Origin of the sequence: Ruminococcus sp. NATIVEDY161 (genome assembly GCF_045819895.1) — a bacterium.
Taxonomy (GTDB): domain Bacteria; phylum Bacillota; class Clostridia; order Oscillospirales; family Acutalibacteraceae; genus Ruminococcoides.
This window is the reverse complement of sequence record NZ_CP162392.1, coordinates 1,460,616-1,478,020: the sequence shown is the minus strand read 5'-3', so window position 1 is coordinate 1,478,020 and position 17,405 is coordinate 1,460,616. Positions and strand designations below refer to the sequence as shown.

Annotated in this window: 14 protein-coding genes; all 14 read left to right on the top strand. The window is 41.1% G+C overall.

Annotated features, from left to right (window positions below; translation table 11 throughout):
• Positions 1–4: 4 nt before the first annotated feature.
• Entirely contained in the window at positions 5–928 is a 924-nt protein-coding gene (locus AB1I50_RS07020; RefSeq protein WP_407723332.1) for a ParM/StbA family protein, read from the top strand.
• Positions 925–1,269: a hypothetical protein gene (locus AB1I50_RS07015; RefSeq protein WP_407723331.1), complete on the top strand. Its 345-nt coding sequence runs from the start codon at positions 925–927 to the stop codon at positions 1,267–1,269. The genes AB1I50_RS07020 and AB1I50_RS07015 overlap by 4 nt, the downstream gene beginning before the upstream one ends.
• A 224-nt stretch (positions 1,270–1,493) precedes the next feature.
• Positions 1,494–1,841, top strand: a complete 348-nt coding sequence (locus AB1I50_RS07010; protein WP_407723330.1) for a plasmid mobilization protein — start codon at positions 1,494–1,496, stop codon at positions 1,839–1,841.
• 2 nt (positions 1,842–1,843) lie between these two features.
• Entirely contained in the window at positions 1,844–3,139 is a 1,296-nt protein-coding gene (locus tag AB1I50_RS07005) for a relaxase/mobilization nuclease domain-containing protein (RefSeq protein ID WP_407723329.1), read from the top strand.
• A 27-nt stretch (positions 3,140–3,166) separates the two neighbouring features.
• Positions 3,167–3,967, top strand: a complete 801-nt coding sequence (locus AB1I50_RS07000) for a replication initiator protein A (protein ID WP_407723328.1) — start codon at positions 3,167–3,169, stop codon at positions 3,965–3,967.
• Between the two features lie 16 nt (positions 3,968–3,983).
• Positions 3,984–4,157 (top strand): helix-turn-helix domain-containing protein, encoded by a 174-nt coding sequence (locus tag AB1I50_RS06995; protein WP_022263674.1) that lies wholly within the window; start codon positions 3,984–3,986, stop codon positions 4,155–4,157.
• Between the two features lie 100 nt (positions 4,158–4,257).
• Positions 4,258–5,454, top strand: a complete 1,197-nt coding sequence (locus tag AB1I50_RS06990; RefSeq protein ID WP_407723327.1) for a tyrosine-type recombinase/integrase — start codon at positions 4,258–4,260, stop codon at positions 5,452–5,454.
• A gap of 737 nt (positions 5,455–6,191) precedes the next feature.
• Entirely contained in the window at positions 6,192–6,620 is a 429-nt protein-coding gene (locus AB1I50_RS06985; protein ID WP_407723326.1) for a helix-turn-helix domain-containing protein, read from the top strand.
• 19 nt (positions 6,621–6,639) lie between these two features.
• Positions 6,640–7,371 (top strand): hypothetical protein, encoded by a 732-nt coding sequence (locus AB1I50_RS06980; protein ID WP_407723325.1) that lies wholly within the window; start codon positions 6,640–6,642, stop codon positions 7,369–7,371.
• Between the two features lie 410 nt (positions 7,372–7,781).
• On the top strand, positions 7,782–13,496 hold the full coding sequence (locus AB1I50_RS06975) for an Ig-like domain-containing protein (RefSeq protein WP_407723324.1): 5,715 nt from the start codon (positions 7,782–7,784) through the stop codon (positions 13,494–13,496).
• 584 nt (positions 13,497–14,080) lie between these two features.
• Positions 14,081–14,701, top strand: a complete 621-nt coding sequence (locus tag AB1I50_RS06970) for a SprT-like domain-containing protein (RefSeq protein WP_407723323.1) — start codon at positions 14,081–14,083, stop codon at positions 14,699–14,701.
• A gap of 173 nt (positions 14,702–14,874) precedes the next feature.
• Positions 14,875–15,222: a hypothetical protein gene (locus AB1I50_RS06965; RefSeq protein WP_407723322.1), complete on the top strand. Its 348-nt coding sequence runs from the start codon at positions 14,875–14,877 to the stop codon at positions 15,220–15,222.
• Positions 15,222–16,628, top strand: coding sequence for an FtsK/SpoIIIE domain-containing protein (locus tag AB1I50_RS06960; RefSeq protein ID WP_407723321.1), 1,407 nt, complete (start codon positions 15,222–15,224; stop codon positions 16,626–16,628). The genes AB1I50_RS06965 and AB1I50_RS06960 overlap by 1 nt, the downstream gene beginning before the upstream one ends.
• Before the next feature lie 96 nt (positions 16,629–16,724).
• The gene (locus tag AB1I50_RS06955; protein WP_407723320.1) at positions 16,725–17,387 is read left to right on the top strand and encodes a replication initiation factor domain-containing protein; all 663 of its coding nucleotides are present in this window, start codon (positions 16,725–16,727) and stop codon (positions 17,385–17,387) included.
• Positions 17,388–17,405: the final 18 nt, after the last annotated feature.

Genomic DNA, 17,405 nt, shown 5'->3' with positions numbered 1-17,405 from the left:
CTAAATGAAGAAATTTAACAACACCATCATTATCGGCATAGATCACGGCTACGGAAATATGAAAACGGCAAACTGCTGTTTTTCAACAGGCTTGATCGCCTATGATAGCGAGCCATTATTCACTAAGGAGCTGCTTGTGTATAACGGCAGATATTACCTGATCGGTGAAGAACACAAGGAATATATCTCCGACAAGTCCTTGGACGAGGACTTTTATGTGCTTACGCTCGCCGCCATCGCAAAAGAACTGAGCACGGAAAGTATTACCGAAGCTAACATCTATATTGCCGCAGGCTTGCCTTTGACTTGGACAAGCGGTCAAAAGGCTGATTTTTCTGCATATCTTATGCGAAACAAGGAAGTAAGCTTTACATTCCATAAGCAGGATTATCACCTTCACATTGAAGGCGTGAGCATTTATCCGCAGGGTTATGCCGCTATCGCTCCCTACGCTTCCAAGCTGACGGGAGTAAACGTCATCGCAGACATCGGCAACGGTACAATGAACGTATTGTATATGGTCAACGGCAAGCCGCAGTCCGGCAAGATGTTTACCGAAAAATTCGGGACTTATCAATGCACACTCGCCGTCCGTGAAGCATTTATGCAACAAACCCAGCGTGAGCTGAACGACCATATCATCGAAGAAGTGCTGCGAACAGGCAAGGATGATATACCAAAATCTGACCTCGCTATTGTAAAAGCCGTCGCTGCGGAGTATGTCAACGGGATATTCCGCAGACTCAGAGAACACGGCTATGATGAAAACACAATGCGGCTTTGGGTAACCGGTGGCGGCGGTTGCCTGATCAAGAATTTCGGCAAGGTCAATTCAAAGAGGATCACCTTTGAAGAAGATATTTGCGCCGCTGCAAAAGGCTATGAATACCTTGCCAATGTTCAGCTTTCGGCAGGGATCGGATTATGAAGCCGTACACGCTGACGATTCGATTCAGGGAAACAGATGAATACGAAGCCGAGGTTGGCGCTTTTATGAGGGATTTGAGTAAGCACACAGATAAATCAAAAAACAAATTTGTGATAGACCTAATCGCCGAATATATGAAGCGTTCCGAGCAGGAACGTAGAGAGAACAACTTTATTGAAAGGCTGCGCAAGATGATTCGTGAAGAATTAGAAGCCTCTGCTATTAATATTCCCGATTCCGTTCAACAAGCTGAAATAACTTCTTTCATTTCGGAGATGTCCGAGGACGAAGAAGCCGCTAATGCTGCAAGCGTGCTCAACGATTTAGAATTGTTTTGCTGACAGCAAATCGCCCAAATTATGCTGTCACCGCTGTTTTCAATCAAAATGTGACAGCATTTTTGACAGCACGTCATTTGTTGATGATTCAAGGTGCTTTGGTGGTTGCAATACCCTAATGCACTATCTTATCGAGCAGACCGTCTGTACCCCCACAAAGGGCGGACGGTAGGCTCGTCAGGGGATTTGTTCCCCTGAAACCCTATTTTGAGAAGGAAGGTATATATATGACAGATACAAAAAAGCCAAACCGCAAACGCAAAATAGCGAAAAGGATTTGGCTGAATGAGATGGAAGAACGTGAGCTGAAAAGAAAAGCGAAAAAGGCCGGCGTTTCTCAATCGGGACTTATTCGCTCGCTCATACGGGGATACGAGCCGAAGGAAAAGCCCGGCAAGGAATTTTTTGAAGCGCTCCGTCAACTTTCCGCTATCGGTAACAACATTCATCAGCTTGCTACAAAAGCAAATGCGCTTGGCTTTATCGACGCGCCTATGCTGCATAAAGAGGTCAAGGAATGGAGAGTGTTTCGAGCGGATATCGTTCGCCGTTTCATTTCGCCGGACGGAGGGTGAATATGGCAGTCAGTAAATTGTGGTCGATAAACGAGGGCGGTATGAGCAGGGTGCTTCAATACGCAGCCAATCCGAAAAAGACTAATAATAAGCTCTACGTCAGCGGTATCAACTGCGAACCGGAAACAGCCTATGAGGAGTTTACCGCAGTCAAGCGCTCCTACGCCAAGACAGGCGGCATTGAAGCCTATCACGGATATCTCAGTTTTAAGGAACAGGACATTACGCCGGAGCTGTCGCTGAAAATCGGCACCGAATTTGCACAGGAGGTTTGGGGCAAACGGTTTCAAGTCTTGGTTACCGTTCACACCGACACCGAACATCCACATTGCCATTTTGTGATCAACTCTGTTTCCTTTGTTGACGGAAAAAGGCTTTGGGGAGAAGAAAAGGCGTGGTTCAAATTCAAAAAGGCAGCGGACAGATTATGCGAGAAATATGGCTTGTATTATAACCCGAAGCCGGTCAGAGGAAGAAGCTCGTCCTATCACTATGATCGTGAAAAGAAGGGCGAACTGACAAGATACTTACTCGCCCGTGAAGCGATGGAAAAAGCGCTGTCGCAATGCACCAACACGGCAGATTTAAGATATACGCTCGCTAAACTCGGTTATGAGCTTACTGTGAACGACAGGCGGAAATATTGGACGATCACGCCGAAGGGCTGCAAAAAGCCGATACGTCTTGTAAAGCTCAGTGTGGATTACACACCCGAAGGAATCCGCCGCAGATTGGTGAACAACCGCTACGATCGACCGCCACGCATTGATTATAGGCAGTACCGACCGAAGCAATACAAGCTGCCTACTTGCGGCGATAGGATATTGCAAAGGACAAGCGGAATTTATCGGGTGTATCTGTATTATGCGTTCAGGCTTGGTGTGATACACAGCTACCGCCGCCCGGATCCTGCAAAGCTGCATTGGATATTCAAAGAAGAGCTTGCCTACCTTGACCGGTTAAGCGAGGAAGTCAGGATGATGGGCAGGGAGAAGATTTCAACCGACGTTGAGTTGTTGGCGTACAAGCACACGCTTGAAGATAAAATTCAGACGCTTACCGATGAAAGAGCAGATTTACGAAAACACTCACGCCGAAAAATCAGCGCCGATGAGATAAATGAAACCAAAGATAAAATATCGCATATTACAATTAATTTGAGAAAGCTCCGTCACGAGCTGAAGCTGTGCGAGCATATCGCAGAGCGCTCTAAGGCGATGGAGCAAGGCTTGGAGACCGTCCTTAATGATGAGCGAAAGTCAAGGGCAAAAAACAAGAGCAGAGGATATGAAAGGTAAATCTAACAGGAAGGGAGATGGATTTTGATGGACGAAAAAGCGTTCCTAAAGCTGCCGAGAGTATTGATCTCAGAGCCCTTGCGTAGCAAGCTGTCTGATTCGGCAATCGTGCTGTATTCGTATTTGCTCAGCCTGTATGAATTGTCGGTCAAAAACGGAGAGAGATTTCGGGACAAAAACGGAAGGTATTATGTAGTGTGTCCCATCAGCACCGTTATGCGGCTGCTCAACTGCTGCAACAATAAAGCGGAAAGCGTGTATATGCAGCTTGAAAATCAAAATCTCATCTCCCGCAAACGGCAAGGACTCGGCAAGGCGAATTTGATATATGTGAATCCTATTGTGGAAAGTACAGTAACCTATGCGAAAAACGCACTCGACCAATGCGATAATATAGATTCTGAAAATGCGAAAATCACATCTGCTGAAATGGAGAAAACGCACACTATCAAGAATGATTATTATCAAAAAGATTTGAATAATATCTATCCATCTATCCGCTACGAGGATGTGATCGAGGATATCCGCAATCAAATCGAATATGACGTTTTATCTGAGCGTGATTACGGCGGCGTATTGGATGAAATCGTCAATCTGATTGCAGACACGGTAACATCGGACGCCCAAGCTGTAAGGATAAATCAGATCTACATTCCGATAGACAAGGTGCGGTGGCGGTTTGGTCAGTTGACTGCCGAACATATTGAATATGTTATCAGTTCACTTGAAAAGAACACAACCGAAATAAGAAATATGAGAGCCTATCTGCTGACGGCTCTCTACAACTCTATTGATACTTTGGATACTGCCGCATTGTACGGCGCTTGAAGGGAGGGTATACGCAATGGAAGAAATCAAATTTATGAATACAAAGCAAGTAGCACAGGCGCTGGGTTGCAGTATGCCTACGGCTCGTCAGATTATGATGCGTGCGGATTTTCCGCTTATCCGTGTAGGCAAAAACTACAAGGTCAGTGAGCAGGCTTTCGTTGAATGGAGTAAAAAAAGAAGAGTTTAACGATTTAAAGTAAAAAACTATTGATTCTGAATCGTTTCTGATGTATGATGTTTATATCGGAAACGATTCGGCGTCTTTAGGTTCTGAAAGGACGGATATTATGAACACTAAAGGCAAGAAGCCGAAAAGAAAAGTAAAAATGGATTACGGCGACGGCTCTATTTACTTTGTAAAAAGCCGAAACTGTTACGCCGGACAGGTTTATCTTGAAATCGACGGCGAAAAAATACGCAAGAGCGTTTACGGTAAGACCGAACGAATTGTAAAGGACAAAATTCGTGAGCTTCAAATTCAGGCTAAAGCCGGTGCGTTTAAGAAAGTTGATAAAACGACCTTTTATGAACTGGCTGAAAAAATGATCGAGGAGCAAATTGATCTGAACGAGATCAGACAATCCACCTACAAGCGCAAGCTGGAAACATTGAAAATGCTCGATCCTTTGTCCGATAAACAGCTTCGCAAAATCACAGAGGATGACATTGTCGCATACTTCAAGGATAACCTCGATTATGCGCAGTCAACGCTCAACAAGCTGTATCAGTTGCTTGGAGCTGTTTTCAAAAAGGCGATCAAAAAAGGGATCATCGACAAAAGTCCGCTTGAGGATTTGCGTGTCCCTAAATCCCGCAAGAAAACGGACAAGGTCAGAGCGCTAACGGTAGAGGAGCAGGCACGGCTGCTTGATGTGCTGAATAACAATGACATCAATTACTCCGAGATAATGCTGGTTTCTATGTTCACCGGAATGCGCGGCGGAGAAATCTGTGCGTTAACTATCGAGGACATTGATTTTCAAAACAGCTGTATCATCGTGAACAAGACCACGTCACGCGGCGGCGACAATGCAGTCATCGTCAACGAAACGAAAACAGAAGCCGGTATGCGAAGGGTTTTGATCAACAACGAGCTGGCAGCTTTTTTGAAGGAATGTATCGGCGAGAGAACCGGCGGCACATTGTTTGTTTCAAGCAACAACAAGCCGGTCACTACACAGCAGGTCAACTATTATTTTTGGAACACCTTGAAGCAATACGATATTCAAGACAAATCGCTGCAAGGAAAGCTGACCTTCCACTCGCTCCGTCATACCTTTGCCACGCGCTGCATCGAAAGCGGTGTACCGCCGAAGGTCTTGCAGAAAATACTCGGTCACAAGGACATCTCTGTTACGATGAACGTATATTGTGATGTTTTTGAAAAATTTGAAGCCGCGCATCTGAACGCTGTTGACGAGTATATGAAACTGAACAATATCGGATTGGGAAAACCCGAAGCAAAAACCGTAAAGGTTGCATAAACAGGGCAAATCGCATTCAAAATCGCAGTCAAGCCGCTGCAAGCCACTGTTTAAGCCATTTAAAATGACTCCCGCAACCAAACAAGGTGGTTTATCTAAACCACCTTTTCTTTTTGCTAACTTAACTTAAAATGCTCAAAAGTGGCTTAAACACAGGGCTTTCAAAGGGCAGCAGAGTTAAGTTGAGATAATTTAGCGAAAGGAAACTAAAGTGCGATAACCCAGCATATAACCCATTGCTGGGTTATAAACCCAACAGATAACCCAGCAGAATTACCAGCAAATTTTCCATATTACAGATAGAACAACAAAAATATATAATACCGCTGACACATTGGATTTTCTTATCAGCTCTCTGTTTAATTGCAGAGGGCTGTTTTTTATGTTCAAGGGTGGGGGGGGAGGTAGAGATACAGATTAAAGTGAGCAAACAACGGTTAAAATATTAGACATAAAATAACGCTACCGTATATAAAAGTAGCATTAAAGTAATAGTTAATGCTTTATAGATTAGAATCTAAATATCAAAAATAAAAGAATTGATGTACTATTCAACAAATCAATTTTGGATATTAGAAATCGTCGATTTATGAGTTCGAACAAAGATTTGGAAATGTGCTAAAAAAGGCTTGAAATTGGCAAAAATATAAGATATAATCGGACCATAGGAACTATGAACAATATAGAAAATTTTGTTATGAAAACTGCATTAACAATTTAAGAAAGAAGTTATTTTGATGCGTAAAATAAATGAAGAAACAAGAGAAACAATCGAAAAAAAACATACGTTTTTGAATAGTATTTCGGCGTACAGCTTTTCTGATGCATTTAAAAAGTATTTAGAGTATGAGAATTTGAGTGCTTTTACCGTTGCTTCGGAGGCTGAAATTTCTATAAAGACCGTCGAACGTTACTGCGATGGAGAGAGTAGACCGTCAATCAATACGCTGATGCGTATTTTTTTGGCGTTAGAGACCTCATATGAAATTTGCGAAGTGTTGTTTGCGAAAGCTAACATTTCAGTCAGCGACAATGTATTACAAAGTATTGTATATCGCACGCTACTTGAAAAAACCGAAAAGATCGAGATAGAGGACGCAAATAAAATAATCGATGAGTTTAACAAAAGAATAATTAAAAAAGCGGATAAAATTAAATATTTATAATTAGGAAGGAAAAACGATTATGAGCGAGGAATATTATAACCAGAGTCAACTTTTGAAAAAGGGTTTTTCAAAAGCTATGATAAGAAAGCTTCTTCCGAAGCCAAAACTTCAAAAGCACACGTATTATCAAAGTAGTCCGCCTATTAAAAAATGGGAAAAAACAGTTGTTGATAGTGTGATGGAAACCGTCGAGTACAAAGAAGAGTTAGAAAAATCTAAACAACGTAAGGAAGTTTCAAAAAAAGGAGCGGCTACCAGAAGGAACAGAGACGAGAAGGAGCTGCAAGATTTTCTTAAAACTTTCAGACTAAAAAGGGTACTGTCCATTGAAGAATTGAACAGCATACTTGACGAATCGGTTTTTGATGATAGCTTGGACTATACGTATGGAATCCCGTATGGTAGTTATGATTTTTTTAATGAATATAGTAACAATTATTATGATTCTGAAAAATATTTTTATTCGATGAAAGATGTTACTAAATATACTTTCCCGCATCCGAATAAGAACTCGGAAATTAACGAATGTGTTATTAACTATATTTATAACTATCTTATTGAATATGATGATAGTCTATTTGATATAGAATATAGGACTAACAGACTGGATTGGCAAATTAAAAAAGAGGAAACCACCTATAATTTAATTGCCAGTACATATCCCTCACTTGCAAACGAGTGTAACCAATTGTTGTCTTTTCTCATAGATAAAATAACTGAGGAACATGATAATCGGTACGTTTGGAAATAAAAAGAACTCGGCGAGACAACTCGAATTTTTCGGGTTGTTTTGTCGTTTTAAATGACAAGTGAAAAGTGGTTTTGTGCATTTTTTATTCTGTCATTTTATCAGTCAGCTGATATTAAAAGAGCGTATGTGCAAAATTGACAAAAACGGCAATGTAATTTTGGATTGCGTTAGGTAACAATATGTGGTATGATAATAAAAGAAGTACGGAATGGAGTTGGCAGTAATGGCAAAACGGACGATAATGCAGGCTGGTAATCAAATCAGGATAAGTCTGCCCTGTTGTCTGTCGATATTATTTTGATGTAAGCGCAGTGCGTTCGTTTGAATGTGCTGCGTTTTTTTATCTGTATGAGCCATAAATATCAGCTGTTCATCCGTAATCGGCAGAATTTTTCAGAGGAGGAAATACTATGCTAAAGAAAACTACATCGATTCTGTTATCACTGATAATGGCGTTAAGTGTGTTTGCTGTTGTACCTTTCTCGGCATCGGCAGCAGAAGATACAAACGCACAGACAGGCGACGGTGATATTACAGAAATCAAGACGGTCGAAGATCTATATATGGTAAATCTTGATCTCGCAGGCAGTTACAAGCTGATGAATGATATCGACCTGAGCGAGGCAACAGCACAAGGCGGCGATTGGGACTTTGACGGCAGAGGCTGGGAGCCAATTGGCAGCAACGGTATCTATAGCGGCAGCACACCGTTTACCGGTACATTTGACGGTAACGGATATGAGATTAAAGGTTTGCGGATAAATGTTAATAGTTTACCCAGCGGAACCGGCACTGCCTATGTAGGTTTGTTTGCGAATAACGCAGGCACTATCAAAAACCTGACTGTATCGGGCAGTGTATCTGCGAGCGCGAAAACTTATAATGTCGGTGCAGTTGCCGGATATAACAGCGGAGTGATAGAAAACTGTGCTAATGCAACGTCGGTTTCAGTTTCTAATGCAAGATACGCCGGAGGTATCACCGGATATACCGCAACAGAATCACAAATCACAAGATGTAAAAACACTTCTGATATTTATTGTGGTTACGGAAGTTATTATGAAAACATATATTCAGGTGGTATATCCGGTTGTTCCGAAGGTGCTGTATCGGAATGTTATAACAGTGGAATGATTTCATCTAAAGCATGTGGGGAATACTATTCTTCTGGATATAAGTATGCTTATGCGTACTCTTCGGGTATTACATTTGGCGGTTCAATTATCAATTGCTATAACACAGGAAATATCAGTGCAACTAATAACTCCGGATCGTACAGATATGTAGGCGGTATCAGTGCCCGCTCAGGAACGATAAGCAATTGCTATAATACAGGCACAGCAACAAAAGCCATATCCTACGGTGCAGTAACCAACTGCTACTTCCTTAGTGGTAGTGGAGCGGATTCAACAGGCGCAAAATTGCTGACTGCCAGTCAGATGAAACAGTTGGACGCATTCAAAGGCTTTGATTTTGAGAACACTTGGTTTATTGATTTGAACGCAGAATATAATTATCCGCAGTTGAGAAATAATAAACAAATCGCAGATTCTACGCCGAGCGAGGGATATCATCCCACAATTGTTGACGGTATAGTGGAGATAAGAACTGTCAAGGATTTGAATTACGTCAGCAACGATCTCGCCGGCAACTACAAGCTGATGAACGACATTGACCTGAGCGAAGCAACAGCAGAAGGCGGCGACTGGGATTTTGGCGGCAGAGGTTGGGAGCCAATCGGCAGCAATGGCATTTACAGTGGCAGCACACCGTTTACCGGTACATTTGACGGTAATGGTTATGAGATTAAAGGCTTGCAGATCAGAGTAAATAGCTTGCCCAGCGGAACCGGCACTGCCTATGTAGGTTTGTTTGCGAATAACGCAGGCACTATCAAAAACCTGACTGTATCGGGCAGTGTATCTGCGAGCGCGAAAACTTATAATGTCGGTGCAGTTGCCGGATATAACAGCGGAGTGATAGAAAACTGTGCTAATGCAACGTCGGTTTCAGTTTCTAATGCAAGATACGCCGGAGGTATCACCGGATATACCGCAACAGAATCACAAATCACAAGATGTAAAAACACTTCTGATATTTATTGTGGTTACGGAAGTTATTATGAAAACATATATTCAGGTGGTATATCCGGTTGTTCCGAAGGTGCTGTATCGGAATGTTATAACAGTGGAATGATTTCATCTAAAGCATGTGGGGAATACTATTCTTCTGGATATAAGTATGCTTATGCGTACTCTTCGGGTATTACATTTGGCGGTTCAATTATCAATTGCTATAACACAGGAAATATCAGTGCAACTAATAACTCCGGATCGTACAGATATGTAGGCGGTATCAGTGCCGGCACAGGAACGATAAGCAATTGCTATAATACCGGTACGGCAACAAAAGCCATATCCTACGGTGCAGTAACCAACTGCTACTTCCTTAGTGGTAGTGGAGCGGATTCAACAGGCGCAAAATTGCTGACTGCCAGTCAGATGAAACAGTTGGACGCATTCAAAGGCTTTGATTTTGAGAACACTTGGTTTATTGATTTGAACGCAGAATATAATTATCCGCAGTTGAGAAATAATAAACAAATCGCAGATTCTACGCCGAGCGAGGGATATCATCCCACAATTGTTGACGGTATAGTGGAGATAAGAACTGTCAAGGATTTGAATTACGTCAGCAACGATCTCGCCGGCAACTACAAGCTGATGAACGACATTGACCTGAGCGAAGCAACAGCAGAAGGCGGCGACTGGGATTTTGGCGGCAGAGGTTGGGAGCCAATCGGCAGCAATGGCATTTACAGTGGCAGCACACCGTTTACCGGTACATTTGACGGTAATGGTTATGAGATTAAAGGCTTGCAGATCAGAGTAAATAGCTTGCCCAGCGGAACCGGCACTGCCTATGTAGGTTTGTTTGCGAATAACGCAGGCACTATCAAAAACCTGACTGTATCGGGCAGTGTATCTGCGAGCGCGAAAACTTATAATGTCGGTGCAGTTGCCGGATATAACAGCGGAGTGATAGAAAACTGTGCTAATGCAACGTCGGTTTCAGTTTCTAATGCAAGATACGCCGGAGGTATCACCGGATATACCGCAACAGAATCACAAATCACAAGATGTAAAAACACTTCTGATATTTATTGTGGTTACGGAAGTTATTATGAAAACATATATTCAGGTGGTATATCCGGTTGTTCCGAAGGTGCTGTATCGGAATGTTATAACAGTGGAATGATTTCATCTAAAGCATGTGGGGAATACTATTCTTCTGGATATAAGTATGCTTATGCGTACTCTTCGGGTATTACATTTGGCGGTTCAATTATCAATTGCTATAACACAGGAAATATCAGTGCAACTAATAACTCCGGATCGTACAGATATGTAGGCGGTATCAGTGCCCGCTCAGGAACGATAAGCAATTGCTATAATACAGGCACAGCAACAAAAGCCATATCCTACGGTGCAGTAACCAACTGCTACTTCCTTAGTGGTAGTGGAGCGGATTCAACAGGCGCAAAATTGCTGACTGCCAGTCAGATGAAACAGTTGGACGCATTCAAAGGCTTTGATTTTGAGAACACTTGGTTTATTGATTTGAACGCAGAATATAATTATCCGCAGTTGAGAAATAATAAACAAATCGCAGATTCTACGCCGAGCGAGGGATATCATCCCACAATTGTTGACGGTATAGTGGAGATAAGAACTGTCAAGGATTTGAATTACGTCAGCAACGATCTCGCCGGCAACTACAAGCTGATGAACGACATTGACCTGAGCGAAGCAACAGCAGAAGGCGGCGACTGGGATTTTGGCGGCAGAGGTTGGGAGCCAATCGGCAGCAATGGCATTTACAGTGGCAGCACACCGTTTACCGGTACATTTGACGGTAATGGTTATGAGATTAAAGGCTTGCAGATCAGAGTAAATAGCTTGCCCAGCGGAACCGGCACTGCCTATGTAGGTTTGTTTGCGAATAACGCAGGCACTATCAAAAACCTGACTGTATCGGGCAGTGTATCTGCGAGCGCGAAAACTTATAATGTCGGTGCAGTTGCCGGATATAACAGCGGAGTGATAGAAAACTGTGCTAATGCAACGTCGGTTTCAGTTTCTAATGCAAGATACGCCGGAGGTATCACCGGATATACCGCAACAGAATCACAAATCACAAGATGTAAAAACACTTCTGATATTTATTGTGGTTACGGAAGTTATTATGAAAACATATATTCAGGTGGTATATCCGGTTGTTCCGAAGGTGCTGTATCGGAATGTTATAACAGTGGAATGATTTCATCTAAAGCATGTGGGGAATACTATTCTTCTGGATATAAGTATGCTTATGCGTACTCTTCGGGTATTACATTTGGCGGTTCAATTATCAATTGCTATAACACAGGAAATATCAGTGCAACTAATAACTCCGGATCGTACAGATATGTAGGCGGTATCAGTGCCGGCACAGGAACGATAAGCAATTGCTATAATACCGGTACGGCAACAAAAGCTATATCCTACGGTACAGTAACCAACTGCTATTTCCTTAGCGGAAGCGGTGCGGATACTACGGGAGCAAAGTCGCTGACTGCAGGTCAGATGAAACTGAAAGCATTGTATGGCGGGTTTGATTTTGAAAACATCTGGTTTATCGAACCGCAAGCGTCGTATCCCTATCCTCAGTTGATAAACAACAACGATGCCAAACATATAGAGCATATCACTATTGAAGATATGGAGATCAACAATGGCGCTACCGAAGCGATTGAAGTGACTTTTGATCCCGAAGACACGACCGACAGCAAAAAAATCACTTGGGTATCTTCCGACGAAACGATCGCGTCAATTGACAGTGACGGAAACATTACAGGTCATAAATGCGGTACTGTTACTGTTACTGCAACTACCGTCAACGGAATTCAGACGACATTTACCGTCAACGTAGTTGCTCCTATTACGGAGATCAGCTTTGTTCCTGACTCTGAAACAATCGCACGCGGTACAAAGAAAAAGCTGAATCTTGTTATCGTCCCGGAGGATACCTCTGATACTTATGAATGGTCGAGTTCTGATACTGAAGTGGCGACTGTTGATAAATACGGCACAGTAACCGCGAGAAAGATCGGCACTGCGGTAATTTCGGTAACAACTTCCAGAGGAATGACAGCTGAATGTAATGTAACGGTAAATTCTCCCGCGACTGCAATATCACTTTCTAAAAAGAATCTGTCACTGTTTGTTGACAAGGAGTATACATTGACAGCTGCTCTTGCTCCGTTTGACGTAACAGATAGCGTAACTTGGACAACGTCTGATCCTGCAGTTGCGACTGTTGATAACGGCAAGGTGGTTGCTGTCGGAGCCGGAAACGCTACCATTACCGCAACGGCAGACAGCGGAGTGTTTGATACTTGCGAGGTTACGGTTGAAAGTGACATAAGCAAGACGAATATCCAACTTGAATACGATGAAACTGAGTTCGATTATGAAATGAAAGAACCGTCTGTTGAGGTTTATTTCAATAACGAGTTGTTGATTCAAGATACGGATTATAGAATCGAATATGATAAGAACACTGACGCAGGCGAAGCGACAGTAACAGTTTATTCGCTTAAGAATGATACGGTTGCCGAGAAGCATTTCACCATTACTCCGGTCGATATCAATAAATGCGATATTCAGACTCTCGAAAGTGTAACCGCTGTTGGTAATGATTTTGAATACATTGACAAGATCACATATAAATCCGTACAGCTGTTTAGCGGAATAGATTATACTGTATCAAACGAGTATAATACAGCTACGGGAATAGTAACATTCACTGTAACAGGTATTAATAACTTTGCAGGAACAGCAACTTTAACTGCAAAATCTCCGTTTGATGATACAAGTTTAATTGGTGATGTAAATGATGACGGCGTGGTTGATGTTCTTGATGCGGCAGCTATTCAAAAATACGCTGTTGGCAAGTCCACTATGACACCGGAGCAACTTTATAATGCTGACGTAAACAACGACGGAAATGTTGATGTTCTTGACGCGGCTGAAATACAAAAATACTCCGTTGGTAAGATAACGGAATTTAAGAAAAAAGCATAAATATATTAAATTGTTCTAATTACTATAGAAGCTCGGGCGATTCGCCCGAGCTTTTTTATAGGGGTTAATATGTCTAATGCTTTTGGAAATAATCTGCAAGAGTTACGATTTTTAAAAGGATATTCCCAAATGTAATTAGCAAAGTCACACAATACAAATCGTTCAACAATTACCAAATATGAAACAGGAATAACAGAGTCTGACTTTGAAAGACTGAAATTGATTTGTGAAATTTTTATGATTGATTATAATATAATACTTCAAGAGTGAAGCTCGAGCGTTTAATACACGCTTGAGCTTTTTTAATATAAGACATCGGATGTCTCTTTTAGACACTTATTGTCTTTTTATTTATAGCAAATAAACAGCTAAAAACTACAAAATTCAAGGAACAAACACCAATAATAATTATATCGTGTAGAATTCGAATAAATAATTGTGGACACAAGGTGTCTGTACAGACACAGCTTGGACGCAAGAAATCTTTATAGGTGTTACAATGTTTACAGTTGACAAGGGCAATAAGAAATAAAAAAAGGAAACAAGATTTTTAACAAATATTTGTTAAAAAACGAGGTGTAAAAATGAAAGCAACTAACAGCATTAACAGTATTTCTGAACTGAGCATATTTTTTGAAAAAGTATTCGATTTACTTAACGAAGAAATCTTTGGCGGGGAGTTGCCAAAACCAATTATTACGCTTGCACCAACTAAACAGGCATATGGGCACTATACACCGTATGAGGCTTGGGATGTGCACGACGAACCTAAAAGGGAAATTAATATATCAACATACGATATTAATAGACCTATCGAGAAAGTAATAACAACAGAAGTACATGAGATGTGCCATTTATATAATGATTTAATCCTTGAAGTAAAAGATTGTTCAAACGACGGACGTTACCATAACGCAAAGTTTAAAAGAACAGCAGAAGAACATTGGCTAATTGTAGAAAAATCAGAAAACTATGGATGGTGCATAACTAAGCCAAGCGAAAAACTACTTAATTGGATAAATGCTCACCCTGAATTGAAAGATATAGAAATGTATAAGAAGAATTACGAAAAGCCAGAGAAAAAAGTGAAGAAAAAGCCAAACCGGTTTCAATTCAAATATAAGTGCCCCAACTGTGGCAGTGAATGCAAAGCCACAGCAAAGATTACAGTTTTCTGCACAAGGTGCAATCATCAAATGTATTGATGGTTGCAAATATAAAGATTTTCATACTACTGACTTCATCATCAGTGGTATGACAAAAGGATTACTATGGAAAGGTGTTGATGTTTATGGACTGAGATAATTCTTTGTTGGTCTTCCTTGTTGAGGGAAGTTAAAAACTACAAAATGTTATATTCTGAAAGAAGGGTTTTCAAATGAAAAATTTAGGTCAATTTATCTTTTTCAAGTTTAACGAGTTTGCGAAAGACAAAAAATTCATGGTGACAGAGGTGTCGCCGTGGCAGGACTATAACACCAAACAGGTTTTAGGCAGCGCGATTACCGTGGTAATTATCGAAGATAATACCGACTACGGTAAACAGGGGAATAATCTGTACGAGAAATATAAAATCAAGGTGCGCAAGCAGGTAAATCCTCCAGTAAACAGCTTGGTTATGCCTACCGGTGAGGTTGAAGCTACGGTTTACGGCGACTACCGTAACATGTTGTCTGTTACTTGTGACGATATACGCATTGTTGACAACAAGGAGAAAAAGAATTAATGCGTAGGTACAACAGCAAGTCGTGGCAAATTGAATTTGCCGCATTGCATGTCAAGCTTTTCTTGTTGGCAGCAGGATTATTAATTATAAATATTCTTGTTGTAAACTCATTGAATAGTGGTAATGACATACTGCCAAACTTTTATATGTTCAAATTGACTTTGTGCCTTGTTTTGACGGTTGTTATTCTAATTGCGTCTGTAATTGGCGTATTGATTCTGCTTTTTGACTATAAAAGGTGTCAATTGGAACATAAAATTAAAGTTGGGTTATTTTATCACGGCTACGGAAACCCATTGCATTTAAAAGACGGTGAATATCTACCGAAAATCAAGGTCAAACAACTTGAAAATGATGTGTACTTATTATCCGTTGATTGTTCATCTGTCTCAGCAGAAAATCTACAAAAAATGCCGTCAATTATTAGCTCAACTCTGAATGGTAAACAAGCGCAATATGCCGTTACAATAGTAAATACTGACATAGCATACAACTGTGTTCAATTCTATATTGAGAACGTGACAGTGGACAAATCGTTTACCTTCAAAAACGTTAACGAAATGAAACCGCCACACCCAACGAAAATTAAAATTCAGCGTGGAACGAATATCGACTTAACGACGAGTGGGTCAATGCTTGTCTGTGGCAAAACACGATCTGGTAAAACTACAGCTACTATCGCGATTCTGATTCAAGCTTTGATGTGGGGGCGTGACGACTACGGTTCTAACATTACTATCATTGATCCCAAGCGAGCGGAGTTGTCAATGTTACCTTACGTTGTTTCAGTTGACGTGGATGGCGAAGCAAGGTCAATTTTACAAGCCCTCAAAGATTTTGAGACGACGTTAAGAATGAGACAGGCGTATCTTAACCAAAAATCACTTGAGGTTGGCGACGCGGTTCATTGGTGGGAATTAGGAATGCACCCCTCGTTTTTATTTATAGACGAGTATGTTGCTTGCCGTTCATTGTTTCCGAAGAAAGCTGACAAGGGTTCAGACTACTACCTGACAAATTTTGATAACATTTTAAAAAGAGTTGTGACAATGGGTGCTTCAGCAGGCTGTTTTGTAATTATATCAATAGCTGAGGCTTCAGTCGAGGAAGGCGGTCTGCCATCAATGTTGCGTAACGCTATGACTACAAAAATCCTGTTCAAGCCAACACTTACTGAAGGGCGTTTGATGTGGGATTCTTCTAAGCTCGAGAACTTTCCTGAGCGTGTCTACTCAGCCGGGGATTGTTGGTTTTCATCAACAGACGGAGAACATGACGATGTTTCATACGCACATTTTCCGATTATGGATTTTCCGGTATATAAGGAACTGGGTAATCTGTTAAAAAATTACTATGGCGAAAGCGCCGACGGCGGGTCACCGCAAGACGGCGCTCGCCCTAAATAAAAGTAGTCTTTTTTATACGAATATAATCAAGAGCGTCTTAAGCATACCCCGGTTGGTGAATACGGGGTATACTTAATGATTTGGAGGTGAAAATATGTGATAGAAGCAGGAATTGACCAAGTAACGATCGTTTTGTTGGCTCACGACGATGTTTTGAATAACAAAAATCATCGTTGGAGAGACATTGCGAGTGAAATCATACTCGAGGTGGAAGAAAGCCTAAATCTAATCGACATTTTAGGTGAAAAAAGCCTGATGAAAAAAGCAATTTCCGGATATTCAATAGGATATACCTACGGTAATCATGATTTTTCTTTTGCGATTTATTATCATCATCAATATGCAAGAATGGGCGTTCTTGTTAAATTTTCTGCTCAAGCGCTTGCGTACTATCAAGGGCAGACCAATCTTTATGTTTATGAAGTATTGCAGAAAATGCAATCGCAAATATATGAAGTTCGTTGTTCTCGCATTGATATTGCTTTGGATTTTATAAACGAAGGTATAAATATAACCGAAATTCAAAATCAATATAACAATAAAGAATTGAAAATTATGGTTATGAGAGAGCGCAATAGAAAAATTGAACAGATTGCGAAGAGCCATTCGATTCACGGAATAACTGAAGGCTCTGAATTTCAAACAATTTATCTCGGTAAACGCGACAGTCCTTTGTATATGCGAATTTATGACAAGAAGCACGAGCAAATAAGCAATCAAAGGTCAAGACGTTCAGAAGTCAATGAATATAATGATTGAATCAGATTTGAATTAGAA

What these genes read in the sequence shown, in the direction of transcription:
- AB1I50_RS07020 (WP_407723332.1), top strand. Translation starts at nt 5, where the DNA reads ATGAAGAAATTTAACAACACCATCATTATCGGCATAGATCACGGCTAC.
- AB1I50_RS07015 (WP_407723331.1), top strand. Translation starts at nt 925, where the DNA reads ATGAAGCCGTACACGCTGACGATTCGATTCAGGGAAACAGATGAATAC.
- AB1I50_RS07010 (WP_407723330.1), top strand. Translation starts at nt 1,494, where the DNA reads ATGACAGATACAAAAAAGCCAAACCGCAAACGCAAAATAGCGAAAAGG.
- AB1I50_RS07005 (WP_407723329.1), top strand. Translation starts at nt 1,844, where the DNA reads ATGGCAGTCAGTAAATTGTGGTCGATAAACGAGGGCGGTATGAGCAGG.
- AB1I50_RS07000 (WP_407723328.1), top strand. Translation starts at nt 3,167, where the DNA reads ATGGACGAAAAAGCGTTCCTAAAGCTGCCGAGAGTATTGATCTCAGAG.
- AB1I50_RS06995 (WP_022263674.1), top strand. Translation starts at nt 3,984, where the DNA reads ATGGAAGAAATCAAATTTATGAATACAAAGCAAGTAGCACAGGCGCTG.
- AB1I50_RS06990 (WP_407723327.1), top strand. Translation starts at nt 4,258, where the DNA reads ATGAACACTAAAGGCAAGAAGCCGAAAAGAAAAGTAAAAATGGATTAC.
- AB1I50_RS06985 (WP_407723326.1), top strand. Translation starts at nt 6,192, where the DNA reads ATGCGTAAAATAAATGAAGAAACAAGAGAAACAATCGAAAAAAAACAT.
- AB1I50_RS06980 (WP_407723325.1), top strand. Translation starts at nt 6,640, where the DNA reads ATGAGCGAGGAATATTATAACCAGAGTCAACTTTTGAAAAAGGGTTTT.
- AB1I50_RS06975 (WP_407723324.1), top strand. Translation starts at nt 7,782, where the DNA reads ATGCTAAAGAAAACTACATCGATTCTGTTATCACTGATAATGGCGTTA.
- AB1I50_RS06970 (WP_407723323.1), top strand. Translation starts at nt 14,081, where the DNA reads ATGAAAGCAACTAACAGCATTAACAGTATTTCTGAACTGAGCATATTT.
- AB1I50_RS06965 (WP_407723322.1), top strand. Translation starts at nt 14,875, where the DNA reads ATGAAAAATTTAGGTCAATTTATCTTTTTCAAGTTTAACGAGTTTGCG.
- AB1I50_RS06960 (WP_407723321.1), top strand. Translation starts at nt 15,222, where the DNA reads ATGCGTAGGTACAACAGCAAGTCGTGGCAAATTGAATTTGCCGCATTG.